The 20,233-nt window shown below is 28.1% G+C and carries 14 protein-coding genes; all 14 read left to right on the plus strand.

Annotated elements, in window-relative coordinates:
* The first annotated feature begins 4 nt into the window (after window positions 1–4).
* From Q0K54_RS10950 to Q0K54_RS11015, 14 genes are read left to right on the plus strand one after another with little or no spacing between them, the layout of a single operon-like run.
* Window positions 5–1,492 carry a hypothetical protein gene (locus Q0K54_RS10950; RefSeq protein WP_294581263.1) on the plus strand — a complete coding sequence of 496 codons (1,488 nt, stop codon included), beginning with the start codon at window positions 5–7 and terminating at the stop codon, window positions 1,490–1,492.
* 24 nt (window positions 1,493–1,516) lie between these two features.
* Complete coding sequence (locus tag Q0K54_RS10955) at window positions 1,517–5,005, plus strand: AAA family ATPase (RefSeq protein WP_294581265.1); 3,489 nt, start codon at window positions 1,517–1,519, stop codon at window positions 5,003–5,005.
* 11 nt (window positions 5,006–5,016) lie between these two features.
* Window positions 5,017–6,384, plus strand: coding sequence for a hypothetical protein (locus tag Q0K54_RS10960; protein WP_294581267.1), 1,368 nt, complete (start codon window positions 5,017–5,019; stop codon window positions 6,382–6,384).
* Between the two features lie 17 nt (window positions 6,385–6,401).
* Window positions 6,402–7,421 carry a transglutaminase domain-containing protein gene (locus tag Q0K54_RS10965; protein ID WP_294581269.1) on the plus strand — a complete coding sequence of 340 codons (1,020 nt, stop codon included), beginning with the start codon at window positions 6,402–6,404 and terminating at the stop codon, window positions 7,419–7,421.
* A 14-nt stretch (window positions 7,422–7,435) separates the two neighbouring features.
* A complete protein-coding gene (locus Q0K54_RS10970) occupies window positions 7,436–8,434 on the plus strand; it encodes a hypothetical protein (protein WP_294581271.1) in 999 nt (332 codons plus the stop codon).
* Window positions 8,435–8,436: 2 nt separating this feature from the next.
* Window positions 8,437–9,639: a serine/threonine-protein kinase gene (locus Q0K54_RS10975; RefSeq protein ID WP_294581273.1), complete on the plus strand. Its 1,203-nt coding sequence runs from the start codon at window positions 8,437–8,439 to the stop codon at window positions 9,637–9,639.
* Between the two features lie 4 nt (window positions 9,640–9,643).
* On the plus strand, window positions 9,644–10,384 hold the full coding sequence (locus Q0K54_RS10980; RefSeq protein ID WP_294581274.1) for a hypothetical protein: 741 nt from the start codon (window positions 9,644–9,646) through the stop codon (window positions 10,382–10,384).
* Complete coding sequence (locus Q0K54_RS10985) at window positions 10,384–11,109, plus strand: protein phosphatase 2C domain-containing protein (RefSeq protein ID WP_294581276.1); 726 nt, start codon at window positions 10,384–10,386, stop codon at window positions 11,107–11,109. Before Q0K54_RS10980 ends, Q0K54_RS10985 begins: the two co-directional genes overlap by 1 nt.
* Window positions 11,099–12,853 (plus strand): hypothetical protein, encoded by a 1,755-nt coding sequence (locus Q0K54_RS10990; protein ID WP_294581278.1) that lies wholly within the window; start codon window positions 11,099–11,101, stop codon window positions 12,851–12,853. Before Q0K54_RS10985 ends, Q0K54_RS10990 begins: the two co-directional genes overlap by 11 nt.
* Before the next feature lie 15 nt (window positions 12,854–12,868).
* Window positions 12,869–15,418 carry an Hsp70 family protein gene (locus tag Q0K54_RS10995; protein WP_294581280.1) on the plus strand — a complete coding sequence of 850 codons (2,550 nt, stop codon included), beginning with the start codon at window positions 12,869–12,871 and terminating at the stop codon, window positions 15,416–15,418.
* A 42-nt stretch (window positions 15,419–15,460) separates the two neighbouring features.
* Window positions 15,461–17,044 carry an Hsp70 family protein gene (locus tag Q0K54_RS11000; protein ID WP_294581282.1) on the plus strand — a complete coding sequence of 528 codons (1,584 nt, stop codon included), beginning with the start codon at window positions 15,461–15,463 and terminating at the stop codon, window positions 17,042–17,044.
* Window positions 17,044–17,730 (plus strand): hypothetical protein, encoded by a 687-nt coding sequence (locus tag Q0K54_RS11005; RefSeq protein WP_294581283.1) that lies wholly within the window; start codon window positions 17,044–17,046, stop codon window positions 17,728–17,730. Before Q0K54_RS11000 ends, Q0K54_RS11005 begins: the two co-directional genes overlap by 1 nt.
* Before the next feature lie 2 nt (window positions 17,731–17,732).
* A complete protein-coding gene (locus Q0K54_RS11010; protein WP_294581284.1) occupies window positions 17,733–19,166 on the plus strand; it encodes an Hsp70 family protein in 1,434 nt (477 codons plus the stop codon).
* 11 nt (window positions 19,167–19,177) lie between these two features.
* Window positions 19,178–20,179 carry a hypothetical protein gene (locus Q0K54_RS11015; protein ID WP_294581285.1) on the plus strand — a complete coding sequence of 334 codons (1,002 nt, stop codon included), beginning with the start codon at window positions 19,178–19,180 and terminating at the stop codon, window positions 20,177–20,179.
* Window positions 20,180–20,233 lie beyond the last annotated feature (54 nt).

The raw sequence follows: 20,233 nt of genomic DNA on the forward strand, positions 1-20,233 counted from the left end.
AAAAATGAGTAGTAAAGTTATAATTAGTGCTGAAGATTTTCAATATTTAGAAGCGTATCAAAAACTTAATGCCACTGCAGTCTATGATACTTTTGGAAAGCTTAAAGGTTATTATGTATATGACCATTATGCTAGACAAGCAAAAGCTAAAAAAATGGCAGCTTACAAAGCCTTTGAAAATGAAATTAATGATATTAAAAATAAAATTAATAAAATTAGTAATGAAAAGATAATATTGGATACTGAAATAGCTCATCAAATCAATAATACTATGAATGATTATGAAAAAAAGTTAAAAAACACTCAAAATTTAAATCAAGTTTCTCAAATATTTAATGAAGCAACTAGTAAAACAGCCAAAACAATAAAAAGTTTTCATGACAAATTAATAGCGAATTATCATAATGAAATTAATGCGATGACCAAGTCATATAAAAATACGCTTAATGCCATGTATACTAATAATATCAATGAGTTAAAAGCATTAGAACATGATTTAGCTAGTAAAAAAAATAAAGCCAATAATTATGCTTTAGCTTATCTAAATAAAGCTCAAGCAGCTTTACAGACATTAGAAGATGTATATGATGAACACTACAACAACAATAATGTTATCAACAATTTAAAGAACACTTTAGAAACTTGTAGTACTAATATTAAAAATGGTCTTTATGAAGCCGCAATGGCAGTAGCAATCGATGTTAATACACAGTGTTATCAAGAAATTCTTAACTTCGATTTACAACGGCAAGAATACAATAATTTATTAAAAGAAGCGACATATTATGTTGATTATTTACTTAAATATAGTGAAGAAAGAATGAAATTAAATCCGGATGTTTTAGATACAGTTAATCAGATGACAGATGGAAAACGAATTTCTAAAACAATGACTAAAAAAGAGCTAAGCTATTTTTCACCGGAAAAGAAAATAGATTTAAATCTAGAATTACTAAAAACATATAAAGCTAAATTAGAGGATGAAACTAATGCTTATACTTTAGACCAGTTAAAAAAAGAAGTCGAAGAAATTAAATGTTTATATCCTCAAGTTGATAAAGCTTTTAATGATGCTGTAGCATATTTTGGTAATTATTTAGAAAGAGAATCATTTATGAATAGTATTATTGATAAATTTGAAGAACATGGTCGTATTTTTAAAAGCATGCGCTTGGGTGAAAAAGAAAATGAAGATGATTTTACTAAACCAATCTTTGTCCTATTTGAAGATGAAAGTACTAAATCTGAATTCATGATTGAAATTAATTATACCGGTTCACCAGATACCCGACTACAATCAGAATTTCATGTTCATCGAATCAAAGGTGATCCATATAATCAACATGAAAATGATATGACGGAAAAATTAGTTCATCAAGCCATTGATGAAGATAATAAAGATGCTATCCATGGGGGAATTGGTTGTAATCGTTCATCAATTGGAAAGCTATCTGATGATCAAAGAATTTTAAATGTCCGTCGCTTAATGTAATTTATCTTGAAGGGAGGAATACTGATGGCTAGATCAATTTTAGATAAGAATGCTCGCTATCATATTCGTTTGATTGCCGGAAATAATGATAATGTCTTTATTTGTGATGATTTAGTAAGTCGTAATTTTGATGAATATCTGCATTACCACTTACAAAAAAAGGGGTATGAAAAAATTATCTTTTTCGATGGGGCTGGAAATTTAGGAGAATATTATTTAGATGAACATAGCGCTAGTCTAGTACGACCTCAAGCTGCTAAAAAGAAAAAAAGAAAAAGAAGAAGTCTTTTAGATGACGATGATGAAGAAGTAATTGAAGAAAAAGAAGCAGAAAACACTGATATCCGATTAAAATATCCGGAAATTACTACTAGTGAGTTTTTTGATACTTATAAAAAACAAATTAATGATCGGGAACATAAAACAGCTGTGGTTTTTTCAAATGTTGTTAATTACACTAATTCACCAGCTGATGCTTTTGATCGCTATTATGATTTATTACAACAGGGAAAAGATTATGATGACGAGAATTTAACTATTTTTGTAGCTAAGGAACAAAGCATCAATACTATTTTAACAGAATTTAAAAACCCAAATAATAATTATTTTTTCGATTTATTCAAAGATAATTTAAATCATGAAGTCGGATCACCAGATACTTTAGAAATTCAATTGTTTTTAAGAAAATTAAAAATCACAGGTATCGAAACTACTAATGGTAAACGAAAGATTGATTTTGATGAAGATAATATTGATATGATTGCGGAAATTATCAGAATGGCAATGTTAGATAAAATAAGGGATGAAAATCTAGATGAGATCAAAAATAGCTATTCTAATGCCGGCAGCCAGGAAAATCCGCATGTTTGTTTAAAATACCTATCTATGGGTGAAATTTTTTCTAAGTTTGAAGAATATCTAACCAAGACAGATGAAACTATAACATATATAGATGAACCAACAATAAAAGATATTTTTAATTATCATGAAGAACTAGAAGAAGATCCTTATGATGTATTAATGAATACTAAGGGATGGGAAAGTGTTGCAGCAGTAATAGATAAAGAATTGAAAAATTTTGCCAAAGAAAGTCAAAAGAAAAAGTTTGAAGTAGCTGATGCTAAAAATAGACTAGAAATCAGCGATGCTAAAAAATCTTATCAATGTCCTAATTATATGATTATCGGTAATCCTGGGGTTGGAAAAACAACAGTCGCTAAATTAATTGGACGAATTTTTAAAGATCGTGGCATTTTAAAAAACGGAAATGTTATTTTAGTAAATTCCTCAGCTTTAATTGGTGAATACGTTGGACAAACGCCAAGTAAAACTAATCGAGTAATTGACAGTGCTCGTGGTGGTGTTTTAATCATTGATGAAGCTTATTCTTTATATGCCGACCCTAATCGAAGCAATGAAGACAATAGTGGTGCTTATCGTCAAGAGGCTATTGATACTATTGTTGCCAGGGCTTTAGATCATGATGTTTGTATTATTCTAGCTGGCTATCAAAAAACTAGAAAATTATATGAAATGAACGAAGGTTTACCACGTCGTTTTACTGAAATTGTAATTGATGATTATCCAAGTGATTTATTAGAAGATATTTTTTATAAACTATGTGAAAAGAACCAGATTAAAGTAAATGAAGCAATTGATACGACCAGGTTTTTTAAAAATCTGAAAAAATTTTCACCGAAAAGATCATTTGGTAATGCCGGTACCGTTAACAATGTTTTTGATAATGTTGTTAAAAATATGAATGATCGTAATCATTACACCAATGAATTAATTATGGAAGATTTTAAAGATTATCAGCGCTATTTTATTGATGTTGGAAGTCGTAAAATAGTTGATCAAATTTTTGCGGAAATTGATCAAAATTATGTTGGAATGAGTAATTTAAAAGAATTTATTGAAGAATTGAGATTTGATGTTTTAAGAGAAAAAGATGCTGAATCCAAAGGTATTGCGGTCAATAAAACTAAACGTAATATTTTATTAATCGGAAATCCGGGTACCGGTAAAACAACTACAGCTAAATTATTAGCTAGATTCTTTTTTGAAATGGGTGTTTTAGCTTCTGAAACGATGATCAGTTTAAAAGCTAATGCCACTTCTTCACGTGAGTTAGCAATTCAAATTGAAGAAGCCAATGATAAAGGAGCATTGTTATTTATTGATGAAGCTAATTATTATTGTAATATTGGTAATGCTGGGAAAGAAATGATCTCGCCAATTTTAAATCCGTCTGAAGATTTTGAAAATTATCCGGATTTACGAATTGTAATGGCTATCTATCCTGAAAATAAAGGAAAGTTTTATGATTTAGATAGTGGGATTGAAAGAAGATTTAGGGAGTTTACTTTACATAACTATACAGCTGATGAGTTGTATCAAATTTTTGAAATCTTAAGAAAAAAAGAGCAATTAGTTTTTGCAACCGAAACTAATGAATTTGGTTATAGTTTAAATGATTATCTTAAAGGTTATTTTATTTATCAAGAAAGAACTGGTAATGTTGATCGTAAAAACGCCAGTCTAGCAGTAGATTTAGTTTCGCAACTTACAAATAATTATTATAAAAGAAAAGATAATGATGAAAATAGTGAAAACTTGATAACTTTAGCCGATTTTCCATCGTTATATCTAAAATCAGTTACTAATATTTTACATAACTTAAATAATCCTGATTATGCGCTTAAAGAAGTCTATGATATCTTAGATAATTATGAAGGATTTGATAATGTCAAAAAACATTTTGAAGATATTAAAACTAAAATTGATATTAATCATGAAAACCAAAAACGGGGTATCAAGTCAATGCGGATGAACCGGCATCTTTTATTTGTTGGAAATGCCGGAACTGGGAAAAGTACGATGTTAAAACTGGCAGCTAAATTTTTAACTAACTTAGGAGTTTTATCTTCAGAAAACCCAATTTATTTTGATGCTAAGCAGACGGCCAATATTGAAAGTGATGGTGAAAGTAGCTTTATTAAAAAGCTTAAAGAAGCTAATCGAACCGGTAGATTACTATGTATTGATGAAGGTAATTTCTTTGTTGAAACAACAGCAGGTTCGTTGATGATGCATGATTTTATTCAGGCGGCTGAAGATCAAGAGCAGTTCCCTAATCTAATTGTGGCAATTTGTATTTATCCTAGAAACAAAACTAGATTTTTGAATTTGGATGATGGAATGGAGCGTCGTTTTGAAATCATTGAATTGCATAATTATAGTGGTCAAGAGTTATATCATATTTTTGAAAAGATAGCTAAAAATAATCAAATTGAAATTGCCGTTGATGTTCAAGATGAATTATTAAATATGTTCAATGATTTAGTTAGCAGTGGGAAAGCTCAAAATTATAATGCCTCATTACCACAAAAAGTTTTTGAAGCTTTACGGATCATTAATCATCGTCGCGGTAAAGAAACTAATCAGGACCAGTTTACTTTTATTAAAGAAGATATTGCTTTATATAAACAAGAAGAATTAAAGAAAATTTAAGAGATTTAAAAATGATACGATTAGAAACTTATTTAAATGAATTTAAAGAACAATATCTTTCTTCAAAAGAAAACCAATTAATTGTTATTTCTGGTCCAAAACAAAGTGGAAAAACAACTTTATCAATGATGATAATTGATTACTTAAATCAAAATAATTCATTAACGGTAGTTAAGGCTACTATTAATGAAATCAAAGAAAATCTAACAGGTTTAAAAACCGAAAATATTTATTTAGTTGAACATCGTGAAAAACTTGCGCTTGATGATTTAAATATCATCACTGCTTATTGTAAAGAACATCAGGTAATTGTCATTATTAATACGTATACAAATATTATAGATGATAGTGTTATAAGTATTAATTTAAAGAATATGAATGAAACTGACTTAAAACAAATATTTATGGAGTTATTGGCTGATAATAACGAAATGATTGATGAGCAAACATTAGATTATGTAAACAAGTATATAATGCTGGTCTATCATCAAGAAGATGTTACTGGTAGCATCATTGAAGAATTATTTAAAAAAATGCAAATAAAACGAATGGATAAGCAAAAAAATATTTTTGATGTAACTTGTCTACCAATAGAAGTTAAAGAAAAAGTGGATAGTTATCTTGAAAAAGAACGTAATAAATCTCAATTATTAAAACAAGTCTTAAAGGAAGTTAGCACAATGGTCAGAAATGAGCCATTACAAGAATATTTAGATAGCTTTTTGTTAAGAAAAAAAATTTCTCAGGAAATGAAACAACATAATTTAAATGATGGGATCGATCCAATTTTAGTGATTGCTGGTAATGTGTGCAGTGGTAGAAAAGAAGCAATTAATATTATTGCCAAGGTGTATTATGCCATTAATTTGATTTTTGATGAGGATTTTATTAAAGCTGATTATCAGCATCTTGAAAGTGATTGTTATCGTGGCTATACTCTAAATAAATTAGTCGTTTTAGATTGCTCAAATATTATTGTTGATAATAAAATTATACAAATACTATTAAAATATTACGAGCGTGGATTAAAAATAATCTTAAAAATGACACCTGAAAGATTAGTCACCTGGTCAAGTTTTGATGCTGGTTTCACTAGACGATGCAAGATCATTAATTTGCCAGATTACGATAGTAAACAGTTATATCAGGTATTTGAAAAAATTTGTAATCAAAATCGAATTATTATTTCATCAAATGCTGGAGCAGCAATTCAAACAATTTTTGCCTTAGATGAAAAAGAAGACAAAATTAAAGAGGGTAATGAATTAATCGCTCGAAACTGGTTTGAAAAAATCAATTTACAACGGTATCGACGCAATAATATTCCATATTATGAAATTTTATTGGAAGATGTCTTAAAGGCGATCAAAACAATGTAATTAATGGAGGAGAAAAGATGTTTAAAGCAGGATATAAGTTTTTTAAAACAAGATTGAAAGATAGAACAGAAAAAGATTTCTATGACCAGGTTTATGATGCTTTAACAGCCTATATTCCTTATATTACTTTCGATTATCATATTATCTCTGCCAAGCGTGCCAAAGAAATAATTAGATATGTTTATGAAGATAATCCCAGTTTTTTCTACTTTTCTCCTTATAGAATTACTTATCGAGCTGGTAATCCGGCCGCTATTAATTTTAATTATCTCTATGATAGAAAAACTAGTGAAGAACATGAATATCAAATTAAAAAAATAATCATGAATTTTTTTGATCAATATCAAGTTTTAAAATTACCTAAATATAATCGAATTCAAATCTTTCATAATTTAATTTCTAGCATCTGCACCTATGATCCCGAGGTATCCAGCGGTGGTGATGGAGTAAACGAAGATTATAATATTATCGGTGTTTTTAAAGGTAAAATGGCTGTCTGTTATGGTTTTTCTCAAGTATTTAAGCTGTTATGTGATTATGGTGGTATCAGCTGTTTGATTGCAACTGGACGTTGTTATGGAATGACTAATGGTTTACATGCCTGGAATATGGTTGAATATGATGGAGATTTTTATCATATTGATGCAACCTGGGATTTAAGTAAGGATAAAAATAAAGGCTTACTAGGGGCTTATACATATTTTATGGTTGATGATGATTGGATGAAAAAATCGCGGGAATTAAATATTTATGATGTTTTCCCTAAAAGTTGTGGATTGCAGTATACTTTTTTTGGATACAATGGCTATATGATTACTAACTACCATCAATTATCAGATTATATTTATCAGCGATTGAAAGAATATCCTAAAGAGGTAATTGTTTATATTGAAGATCATCAGCTTAGTTATGATATCTTAAATACTGCTTATTTAAATGCAATCAATAGACTTGATATTAAAGATAAACTTATCAAAGAAAAAGTTTATTATGATATTGATGTCAAATATGGAATTGCTCGAATTATTATTGAATAAATAAGAGGTTAGATATGTTTAAAGAGGGATATAAGTTTTTTGAACAAAGTTTGAAAAATGAAGAGTTAACATTTTATCAGCGATGTTATAGGGCAATCAAAAATCGTCAGATGTCAATTATAGTTGATTTTAAGCAAATCAATATTAATCGAGCAAGGGAAATTATTAAATATGTTTATGAAGATAATCCTAGTTTTTTCTATTTATCACCGTATAAATTAAGTTACAATGATAATGGCTGCATTTATTTTAATTATATTTATGATAAAACAACAACTATAAATTATGAAAATCAGATCAAAAAAATATTGATGCATTTTTTTGATGATTATCAAATTTTAAAATTACCTAAGTACAATCAGATATTAATCTTTCATAATTGTATTTCTAGTCTAGCCAATTATGATCAGATAGTATCTTCAGGTGGTAGTGGTGTTGATGAAGATTATAATATTATTGGTTTTTTTCAAGGAAAAGTAGCGGTCTGTTACGGCTTTTCTTTAGTATTTAAATTACTTTGTGATTATAGTGGAATCAATTGTTTAGTTATTAGAGGAAAAACTAAAGGAAATCACGCCTGGAATATGGTTGAGTACAACGGGAAGTTTTATCATATTGATACTACTTGGGATTTACTTGAAGATAACAATAATGTAGGCATTTACAAATTTTTTATGGTCGATGATTTATGGATCAAAAAATCACGAACAATCAACGCTATTGGCAATTATCCTAAAAGCTACGGTTTGCAATATACATATTATGTAAAAAATAAGTATATGGTCAATGATATTAATAATTTAAGTCAATATTTTTACGAACGTTTGAAGGAATATCCTAATGAAATCTTTGCTTATGTCACCGATAAACGTCTTAGCTGGGAAGTTATTAATCGTAGTTATAGAGAAGCCAGTGATAAATTTAGACAGTTAAATAATCATAATTTCAAAAGTAAATGTGACAAATATTGGAACAGCAAATACGGAATTGTCAGAATTATTTTAGGAGGGTAAAAATGGGAACATTAAATTATTTAGAAAAAGTACCACTGCAATCTGGTGGTGAGTGTGAAATTATTGATTATGTAAGTGAAGGTGGGCAGGGATATATTTATGCCACAACTAATCGAAAAATGTTGAAGTGGTATAAAGAAGACTTCAAAAGTAGTCAAATAAAAAAGAATATTAAACAATTAGCAAGTGTTAAGTCCCCGTACCCTAATCTTACTTGGCCCTTAATGATGACTCAAGATTATAAAGGTAGCTTTGGTTATATAATGAATCGGATTCCCAGTGGCTATGTACCACTAAATTACTTTATTTTTGATGATAAATATAATTTAAATGTTGAAGAAATATTACAGGTTGGTTATGCCATAGCGGCTAGTTTTAATGCAATTCATAAACAAGGCTATGTTTATCAAGATATTAATCCTGGTGGTATTTTTATTAATAAGCAATTAAAAAGTGTAATTATTTGTGATTTGGATAATTGCAATAAAGAAGGCGAGGAGTTTGTTGTAGGAACACCGATGTATATGGCACCTGAGCTGGTAACCAAGATGTCTAATGTCAACATAGATACGGATTATTATTCTTTAGCAGTTGTTTTATTTAGATTGTTTTATATTAATCACCCTCTAGAAGGGGAAAAGACCTGGTCAAAACCATTAGATGCTCAAGATGAAATTGAATATTTTGGCAAAAATCCAGTATTTGTTTGTGATCCAATTAATCACTCTAATGGATTCTATCGGGATTGTACATTAGCCCTTGAAAAGCGGTGGCGTTGGTTTCCACCGATATTAAAAGACACTTTTACTAAAGCGTTTACAACCGGTTTGAAAAATCCGAAACGAAGAATTGATGATGAAAAGTGGATGGAAGTAATTAAACAAAGCTATGATTGTTTTGTTAAAAAGAAATTTGATATGCAAATTAAAGAAGGATTCTTTTCACTAGAAACAATTAGCTATTTAAAAATCAATATTAATGGTCAAAAGACTTTGATTAGTGATTATAAAAAAATTTATGGTTATATTTTTGATCGTAATGAAATATTTACAACAGTTTTGTTTGAAAGTCATGAAAATAATGTAATTACTATCTGTAATGATGAAGTAATTATTAATAATAGAAGAATGCAGAAAGGAGATAAACTAACTCTTAGGCGTGGTGATATCATTGAATATCATCAAATCAAAGGGATAGTTGAATAGAAAAATGGATGATAAATTTATCGATAATAATGATTTTATTAATAGTGCTAAGAAAAAAAGAATGTTGTTTATTTTAGTAGTGGATACATCAGCTTCAATGAAAAATAAAATTGAAATTGTCAATGATGCTATGAAAAGAAATATTACTAAAATGAAAGAACTTGATTTATCACATAATATTGCTAAGGTGGCAATCACTATTTTAGAATTTGATAAAGATGTTCGCTGGATTCCTGAAAAACCACAAGAAATCAACAATTTTAATTTTATTGATATTGAGTGTAGTAATACCGGACAAAGTAATTACAGCAAATTATACCAATCTTTAAATAATAAATTAAATAAAGAAGATTTATTAGAAAATGCCAGTGATTATCATCCAATAATCTTATTGATCAGTGATGGTAAGCCAACCGATGAGTACGAAGACTATCTAAGTGAATGTGAAGAAAATGAATGGTTTCATCGGGCTACTAGAATTGCTTTGCCAATCATTACCGAAAAAAACATGAACGAAGAGGAATATCGTGACTCAATTGATTATGAGTGTATTATGGATTTTACTGGTCAAAAAGAAGAAATGATTTTTATGATTTCTAATTTGGATAAATTAGCGGATATATTAGATATTGTTACTATTACAACAATTAAACATGAAAATAAAGAAAATGAAAATGATGATGATTTGAATTTGGACGATCCATTTAATGATATAAGAAATAAAATTCTCAAAATTGAAATATGATGATTGATGTTTTTAGCTATCTTCACATAAAAAAGAAAAAATTACAACAAAAATTACCATGTGAAGATTATAGTATTACATATCAAGACGATGATAAAACCATTGCCATTATTAGTGATGGTCATGGAGATCGACGCTGTTTTAGAGCAAATTATGGATCGAAGTTTGCTTGTTATGCCGCTTTAGAAATTTTAAAACCAATAAGTGATTTTTCTGATGATAATTTAAGAAATCTTTCCAATCAAATCTTAGATAGATGGCGCTACCAAGTAATGAAACACTATCATACTCAATCAAAGACAGATTATGATGACAACATTTATTTGATTTATGGAGCAACACTTTCAATTATCATCTTAACCAATAATAAAATGATTTTAATGAATATTGGTGATAGCAAATGTATGGCTTTGTTTGAAAATAATCAGTTTGTATCTATGATAAAAAACAAATCAATTACACCAAAATCATTAAGTGATCCTAAAATTAAAATGGATATTTATTTGGTTAGACAATTACCTAAAGCAATAATGTTTACTAGCGATGGTGGTAGTAGCTTTGAAGATGAAGGTGAATTTGTCAAAAAAGTAGAAAATTTGTATTTAACTGATCGTATTAAATTTCATAACAATATGTTAGGTTTAGTAGATTATTTTTCTAGTGATGATGATGTTTCAATGATTTGGATTTATCGACAACCAGGGGGTGAAAATAGTGAAGGTTAATCATAGTATTGAAGGATTAAATAAATTGCAAGATAATATTAATACTTGTAGTAAAAAAGCTAACGAACAGTTACAAACAGAAATCGAGATTCGTAATGAAGTTGTTAGTACCATTAGAAAACAATATCAACACTCTTATCAACAACTTGAAAAGCAATTGGAGTTAGAAGAAAAAGATTTCGATTCCCTTAAACGAACTTATGAAGAAATTGAAAAGCAGATGGATGCCATATTGAAAGAAAAGTTTGAACAGGAAGAAATGAATGCAGTCAAAACGCAATGCATTGAAGAGTATAAACAAGAATTGTTAAAATATTATGATTTAAATAACAAAAAAGATAAATTATATTATCAAAAAACAATTGATAGTTATTCTAAACGAATTAAACAGGCTCAAAAGCCATTTGAATGTGATAAAAATTTAAAGGTTATCCAAGAATGTCGTCGAGCTTTACAAATTAGTGATGAAGATAGTTATATTGAAAATAACGAAGATATCAAAAAAGCTCAGGCAATTTTAAAAAATCGCATAGAACAAATTGGAATGGATTTAAAACAATCATTGCAATTGGAAAATGATGTAAAAATTCCCGGACTAACAATTGGAAAAATATTTGTTAGTAATGAATATTTAAAAGAATGGTATTATCAAGATATTTTATTAGAAGTATTAAATGGTAAATATGAAAAGAATTGTTTGAAAATGATGTTTAATGATGAATTAAATGATTACGTTATAATTGCTGGCAGTAAACACGGACAGGCAATGTTACAGCTATTAGAATTTAGTACGATGTTAGATAGTACGAAAGAGGCTATTCATATTTATTATGACTATCAAACAATGCCAACTTTATTTACGGTTCCTGGATATGATAATTGTCAACCAGTTACTATTAATGATGATTTTGTTTTACAGTTACAAAAAGAAATTAATGAATATCCTGATCAGATGATTTCGATATTTATAGAAAATGGTCGTAATTTAACACCTGCTTTTAAACAATTTATGGTAGATAAACCCGATAATATTCAAATAGTAGTTTGTCAGCCTAATCCAGATGATACAAAATTATATGAAAATTATATTCGATTAAAACATTATCAACCAAATGGGGGAATTGAATGTTTTGTGATTAATGGAAAATATGATTTGTATTTAAATCGGATCAATGAAAAGGGAATCAATAGATTACAAAATAGTCACCCTGTACCGATTGTTAAGGTTAATAATTTTGAACAATTCTATCAAGATAATTTAAATCAAAATAAATATTTAATCAATAATGAGTATAGTATATCTTTTGATGATAATTTAATTGTTGTGTCTAAAGATGAAGCTAAAAGAAGATTATATTTAGCGCAGTTGTTGTTACCAAGATTAAACCAGCAGGAAATAAAATATGTTTATTATGAAGATTACAGTGATACAATATTAAGAAGAATTATTGATCAAAATAATTTTGAAGAAATCATGCCTGATATGATTGAATCAATGATGGATGATTTATTAAAAGATGATAGTTTAGTAGTTTTATTTGATCCTACGCAAGAAGTATTAGGATTTATCGAAACAATCTTGGATATGGGCCATATAATTATGACTAGTGAAGAAGTTATTGAGGGTTATAAAAACTTAATTTTGGATGATAATGCGATTGAAGAAAACGGACAAAAACAACAAGTAGAATATAAGTTTTTATCAAGTGAGTGTTTAAATAAGCTGATGGAAAATAAAGAGTAAAAGGGGGAAAAGCTAATGGCATTTTTAGTTGGAATCAATATGAAAAGCGATAATACTATCTGTCTAGTACATTCAAAAGTTTATAGCTTTAAGCATCCTGAAATATTATCATCATTTTTACATGATAAGGATGCAAAAATATTATGGTATAGTAATGATTTATCTGCTTATCAAAAAAATCTGATCGATAAAAATTATCATTATTCAATTAAAAATAGCCAGCTAAGTCCTTTGGATATTACGACGATAATATTAAGTGATATTTATAAAAAAATAAAAAGTATATTGGTAACTAAAGATGCTATTAATGCTGTTATCGCAGTTCCAGCAATTTTTCCAACGCAAGCTACTAAAATCTTAGTCGACAGTGCTAAACGAGCCGGATTTAAAGAGGTAAAAACAATTAAAGAGCCGATGGCAATTTTGATTCAATATTTTAATCGTGTGGCATTTTATAAACAAAATGGAGTTTTTGTCACTGTATCTCTTAGTGATAACTATTTAGATATTGGAGTTATTGAAGTAACTGATAATAAGTATCAAACATTATATGTTGGTGGTGCACTGTCATTAGGTGGTAGTGATTTTACTAATGTTATTATCAAAATGATTGAAGATGAAATCTTAAATAATGAGTTATATGGTTGTTTAGATTTATCATGTCAAAAAATTGAAGAAAATAGTAGTTTAAAAAAAGTGTTTTTATCTAATGAAAGATATCAGTTAGTAAAACAACAAATAATGTGGGCGGCCAAACGGACTTTAATTAATCTGTATCAAAATTCTAAAGCTACGATTAGTTTGCCAGATTTATATCAACTGGCAGAAAAATCAATTGATTTAAAGATGGAAATCACACTTGAAGATTTTAAAATGAACGCTGGACCTATGTTATATCGCTATAAACAAGTATTGCTTCAGGCTTGTCAGGCTATTGATGAGAAAAAGAAAATTGTTAGAGTGATTGCTTCAGGTGACTCAATAATTCTTTCAATGCTAAAAAATATTATCTATGATGTTTTTAAGCAAGAGCCTTATTCTTATAGCTATATGCAAGAAATAGCTAATGGAGCGCTTCTTTGGGCTGAACAAGCTAATGTGATTAGGCTTATTAATAAATTACCGTATCATATTGGAATAGATTATGGAGATACTATGCGCCCATTAATTGAAAAAGGAAGTACTTATCCTCCCAAAATAAGCGAAACTAGATATTATGCTAAATTAAATCAAGAACAAACGAGCATCTCCTTTAGTATTTATGAAGGAAATATTTTAAATAATTTAAGTGACAGTCGCAATTATCTGCTAGATAGCTTTAAAATTAGTGATTTGCAGCCTTTATCAAGTGATCAAGCAGCAGTTAGCTTAACGCTTAGTATTGATGAGGATGGAATTTTACATATTGATGCTCAAGATTTATATGATAATACTAATGCATATCATAATATTAAAGAAAAAGTTGAAATTAACAATACCTATGTTATGACTTTTGGAATGAACCGTAATTTAATTGGAAAGATTGAAAATAATCAATTTAAACCAGTAAGGTACAATAGTTTAATTAATTATGGTGATCATTCAGCGGAGTTTTATAGTCGAATCAAAATTACTACTCATAGTGTTGTTGTCGGTAATGGGGCTAAAAACACTGATGAGGGAATCTATATTGATGATGTAGGAGATGTTTTTAAAAATTATAATTATTGTCTATATAACTTAAATAATGGAATATATCGGGTTCATGATGTTATTAAACAGTATTTTGCATATATTAAAAAGGAGCTTGTTGTTCATCAAGATGTTGATAAACCAATGGTACTAGTAGTACCATATAATTATACAGTAAAAGAGAAAAAAGAGTTATTGGATATTTTATTATCACTTTCATATCAAGTAAGGCAATTAGTTGAAGAACCAGTAGCGGGCTATTTAGGCTATTTAAACCAGATAAATCAGGATATTAAAGATCAAGACTATATTATGTTTATTAAGATTGAAGATAAATTAGTTCAAGTTAGTATCTTTAATGTATCTTATCAAAATTCAACAGTAGTGTTTAATCTTATAAATAAGGTGGAAAAAAAGGATTTTGATTTTGTTAATTTATTAAGAACCTATTTTGTAAATGTGATGAATATTGCGGATTATTCTAAACTGTCTAATGCAGATAAGGAATCATTAGATAATGCAATTAATGATTTGATTATTGATTTTAAAAATAGAAAAAATAATCGTTCGACATTGTATATTGGTCTATTAGATGCTGAAGTAGAATATGAAGCGGAGTTTTCTAAAGTAGAGTTTAATAAGCTATTGGAAGATATGGGAATTTTTAAAGATATTGATAATATTATTATGGATATTTTAAAGCAAAGCTCTCAAGTACCACAAATTGATCATTTGATTTATGTTGGTAATGTTAGCACAGTATTTGGTATTCAAGAAAAAATAAATAGTTATTTAAATATTGATCAAAAAATCATGATCAATGTAAATGAAATGCTTTGTTTAGGTGGTGCTTTAGGAAGTACGATTGAATATAAAATCAATAGCAGCGAATAAACTTATTGATAAATGGTAATTAAAAATAAGGAGGGAGAGTAAATGTGTTTTTTTGAAGAAGAGGGTAATGAGGCAATTGGAATTGATTTAGGAACAAGAAATTCGGTTGTCGTAAAATTTAATAGTAAAGGGGATTATACGTTTCTAGAAGAACATGGTCGACAGGTAATAAAGTCGGCACTATATTTTAATTCACCAAATGATATCTTGTTTGGAGAACGCGCTGAAGCTAGGGGACTATTACATCCTAAATCATTGCTAAGATGTTTTAAAAGAGGCTTGACAGGTGATACTGGGAAATTGGTTGCTGGGCGTTATCAAATTGAATGTGCCGATGGAACAAAATTATTATTGACTCCTAAAGAAGTCAGCAGTAATTTTTTAAGAAATTTAATTGATCGTTTCAATGACCAAAATGGTTGTAATGTTCGTAAACTAGTATTAACAGTTCCAGCAAAATTTGGGTATTCTTTATGTGCTGCTTTACGTCAAGCAGGAATTCTAGATGTGGGAATGGATGATGTTTTAATCGTTCAAGAGCCTGTAGCAGCAGCTATTTGTTATGACTTTGAAGTAGAAACAATTCCTAATAATTCGTCACTATTAGTTTATGATTTAGGGGCTGGTACATTTGATGTTTCCTTGTTGAAAAGAAAAGAAGATGGTACTTTAGAGTTTACCGATACTAATGGTGATGTTCATTTAGGTGGTGAAGATTTTACTGAAAAGGTATTTATTGATGGAAAGAATTATTTCTTTGATAATGAATTCTTTGATCTAGATGATAAAAACAATTTTGATAGTGAAGAAGAGTATGCTAAAAATATTGAGGTTTTAAGAGATGTTGCTGAAAAGGCAAAAGAGGAATTATCATTATATACTCAATGTGATAAACCAGTAACTTTCAGACAACATGGAAATAAAGTCGATTATAATTGGATTATTACCAAAAATCAATTTGATGCGATGATTGTTAGTTATATTAATCGTTCTATTGAAAAAATCGATGTGTTGTTGAAACGAAATAATATGACAAAAGATGATGTAGATCGTATTTTGGTTGTTGGTGGGAGTTCATTAATTCCACTGGTTGATAAAAAACTGAAGGATTATTTTGGCGGTGATGATAAAATCGTCAAGAATTCCGATAAGGAATTAATGATTGGTAAAGGAGCAGCCATTATCGCAAATCAAATTTTTCAAGAGGAATCGGATACTTTAAGAGATGCGATTAGTTTTTCTGGGATGATTCAAAAAATTTCCGATACAATTGGTGTCGCAGTTGGAAGTTCAAGCAATGTCAAAGAAATAATTCCTCGTGGGTCAAAAGTTCCTCTCAGTATTACTTTAAATTATGAGTTAAGTCAGTTAGTCAATAACGATAATTGTATTGATATTTCATTTCATAGTTATGATGATATTGAAATGAAAAATAAGATCGTTGTTGCTCATGATTCTAATGTTGAATACATTGGAAAATATATTAGCTCTAATGTTGCTGGTTATCATGAAAATGATCCGGTTAAAATCAAAGTTTCAATCAATAATGAATTTATAATTAAAGTAGATGTAGAGGTGGCTGGCAATCAATTAAATAGTGGTACAGTAAGAAGGGATGGTATGTAATGTTATTGGAACATGAAAAAATTAAAAAGATAATTAATGAAGGTAATGAGTTATATAAACAGTATCTATCGTTAAATACATATCAATTTAAAGAAAATTCTTTAGAGTATTTTTTCATCCCGAAAAATAAGGATATTTTAAATGGTGATATTGAAACAGTTAAAAATTATCATCAATATACATTAACACTGCTTCAGGATTTAATTAAAGAATTGGATAAGATTAATGATAAAGAAGGAATTGCCAATCGGGTAAAAGAGCGGATGCAAAGGGTTTATGATAAAATTGCAACAAAGAAAATTGTTAAGCCGACTTTTAGTAAGTTTGATATTCAAAAATATTTTAACGAGGTCACCAAAGAGATTATTGAAGCCTATATTGATTATCTTGATTATTTGCAATCACAAATTGAACAGAAAAATAAAACAGCAGTTAATATTGTTGAAATGTTAAATTCTTTTTTACAAAGAATTAATATTTACTCAGTTACATGCAATGATGGTGATGATTGGGATGAATTAAAATTTGAACCAGAAATTAATGTAATTGATAATATTACCGATGATAAAAATAAAATCGATACTATTCATAAAGTATATCGATATTGTTATTTGATTGATTATAATTCTTTGGGAAATTCATTCGTTTTATACCCAGGTAAAACTAGTATTTGGAAAGGAAGGTAAATATGGGAAAATATGCAATGACTTTCGGAAGCGCTTTTAATTTAATTGGTGAGTTAGATGGGAATCAATTTAAACCTAAAAAGTATAATACTCTAATTAAATACGGTGATGCTTCTGCTAGATTCTATAGTCGAATTAAAATTACTGATAAAGATACTGTAGTAGGTAATAGTGCTACTGGTAATAGTCAAGATGAAATATATATCAATAATGTTGGACAAGCTTTTAAAGATGATATTGATAAAACTTACCAAATTAATAATAAAAAATATACTATGAAAGATATTGTAAAAGAATATTTTATGTATATCAAAAAAGAATTAGATAATCATCAACAAAATGATCCAATAGATTCAATGACACTAATTGTGCCTTATGAATATTCGGAAACGCGAAAACAAGAATTAAAAAATATTCTTAAATCCATTTCATTTAGAGTTGATCAAATATTAGAAGAACCAATTGCCAGTTATTTAGGTTATCTAAAACATACGAATCAAGAAATAAAACATAAAGATAGTTTTATGTTGATTGGAATTGAAGATGATAATATTAAAGTTAAAATTTTTGATATTGAGTATAAAAAATCACAATTGATCTTTAAATTAGATGGAAGTTCTTTTGACACCTCTTTTAGCTTCTTTGATACTTTAAGAAAATATTTTTTAGAAGTTATGGATGTTGATGTCAGCTATGATAAATTGACAGCCACTGACCAAGATTTATTGGATACGGGAATTAATGATTTACTTAAAGATTTTGATAGTCGAAAAAATGATAGTGCTAATTTATATATTGGTTTGTCAGATATTGGAGCTGAATATGATAATGATTTTTCTAAAGATATGATCATTGAATTATTTGAAAAAACTGGAATCATAAAAAGTATTTATCAAACAATTGATGAATGTATTGATCAAAGTCGTAAAACTAGAAGTGATATCAATAAAATTATTTATACTGGTAATATTAGTACTATTTTTGGAATTCAGGAAAAAATTAATCGGGACTTTAATTTAAACCAGGACTTGATGTTAGATATTGATGAATTAACTTGTTTAGGTGGTGTCAGCAACAATAACTTAACTTACAAAATTGAAGATCACTTAAAACAAATTGGAATTGGGGTATCTAAAAAAGTTAGATTTTTACGAACTGTTACTACTTTTAAAACCATGATTCCATCATATTCAAGTATTAAAGCCCAAAGTTTAAAAATTAAAATACCTGCATCTTTTAAAGGAAAGCTAGGAATATATGAAGGTTATAATGGAGCAATGATTGGAGATTGTACGTTACTAAAAAATATCGATCTTTCTGGATATAATGATGGTAATCATTTGTTTGCATTAGAAAGAAAAGCTAGTGGCGGTAGTGTTACATTACTCATTTATAATAAAGAAGGTTCGATAGTAAAAGAATTCAATATCTTATAGGAGGGGAAAAGATGCAATTTTATGAATTAGAAGTAAATGATGTTAATGAAATTATGCGCATAGTAAATAATATAATTTCTAAACCTCAGGCAATAACATATTTAGAAGGAAATTTTTCAAATAACACTATTAATTATATAATAAAGCGTTTCAATCAGTGTTTAGCAGTGACTGAAAATAATATTTGGATATATTATAATGGGCCGTACTTTTATTATTGTGGGGAAAAAACCATTAGACAAGTAATAAAAAAATTAAGTGATAATAATACAAGTCAAAACAGTTCTCATGAAATTGAGAATAAATTAAATGCTATTGAGCAAAAATTAGAAAATATTCAAACTAAGCATGAAACAACTAATTATAATGGGTTGTTATCAAATATTTTGAAACCATCAAATGAATCATTAAAAAATATTTCAAAAAAAATTGATTCTTTAAATAATATGATTACTTTTCAATTTAATAGAAGTAATAATAATGATGTAACCAAAGATTTATCTGATATTATTGATAAGATTACAGATTTAAATAAACAATTAGGTTTTATTGAAGATGATTTAAAAGCCCAAAAAGATTTATTACGATCAATTCGTAATCAAGGTGAAGATGATATTGATAGCAGTAAACAAATAACTAGAAGTATTAATAATATTTTAGGAACGGTTACGTTATTAAAAAATGATATTGAAAATATCAAAGTTAGTCCAGAAGAAGTTTCAAAAGATACAAAAGAGGAAGAAGTGGAAATTATAAATCCAGATGTTGCATTGTTAAAAGAAATGCATCAAACAGCAACTAAATTAAATGATCTAATTTTAAAAACTGCCTTAATGGTTGCTAAAAAAGGGGAAGCAACTGATGACGTTGAAGATAGTCGTGAAAATTTAAATGATCAATCAGATGAAAATACTGAATCAAAAGATAATCAAGATAAAACTAATCAAGAGACGATTAATGATGATATGGAAGATGCCAATAATCGAATTATTATTGAGGAATTAAAAGATTAGTTAAAGAGGAATAATATGGATGAATTTAGTGATGATATGATGGCAGCTGAACAA

The sequence above is a fragment of the uncultured Thomasclavelia sp. genome (assembly GCF_944324745.1).
In the GTDB taxonomy this organism is placed as follows: Bacteria; Bacillota_I; Bacilli_A; order Erysipelotrichales; family Coprobacillaceae; genus Thomasclavelia.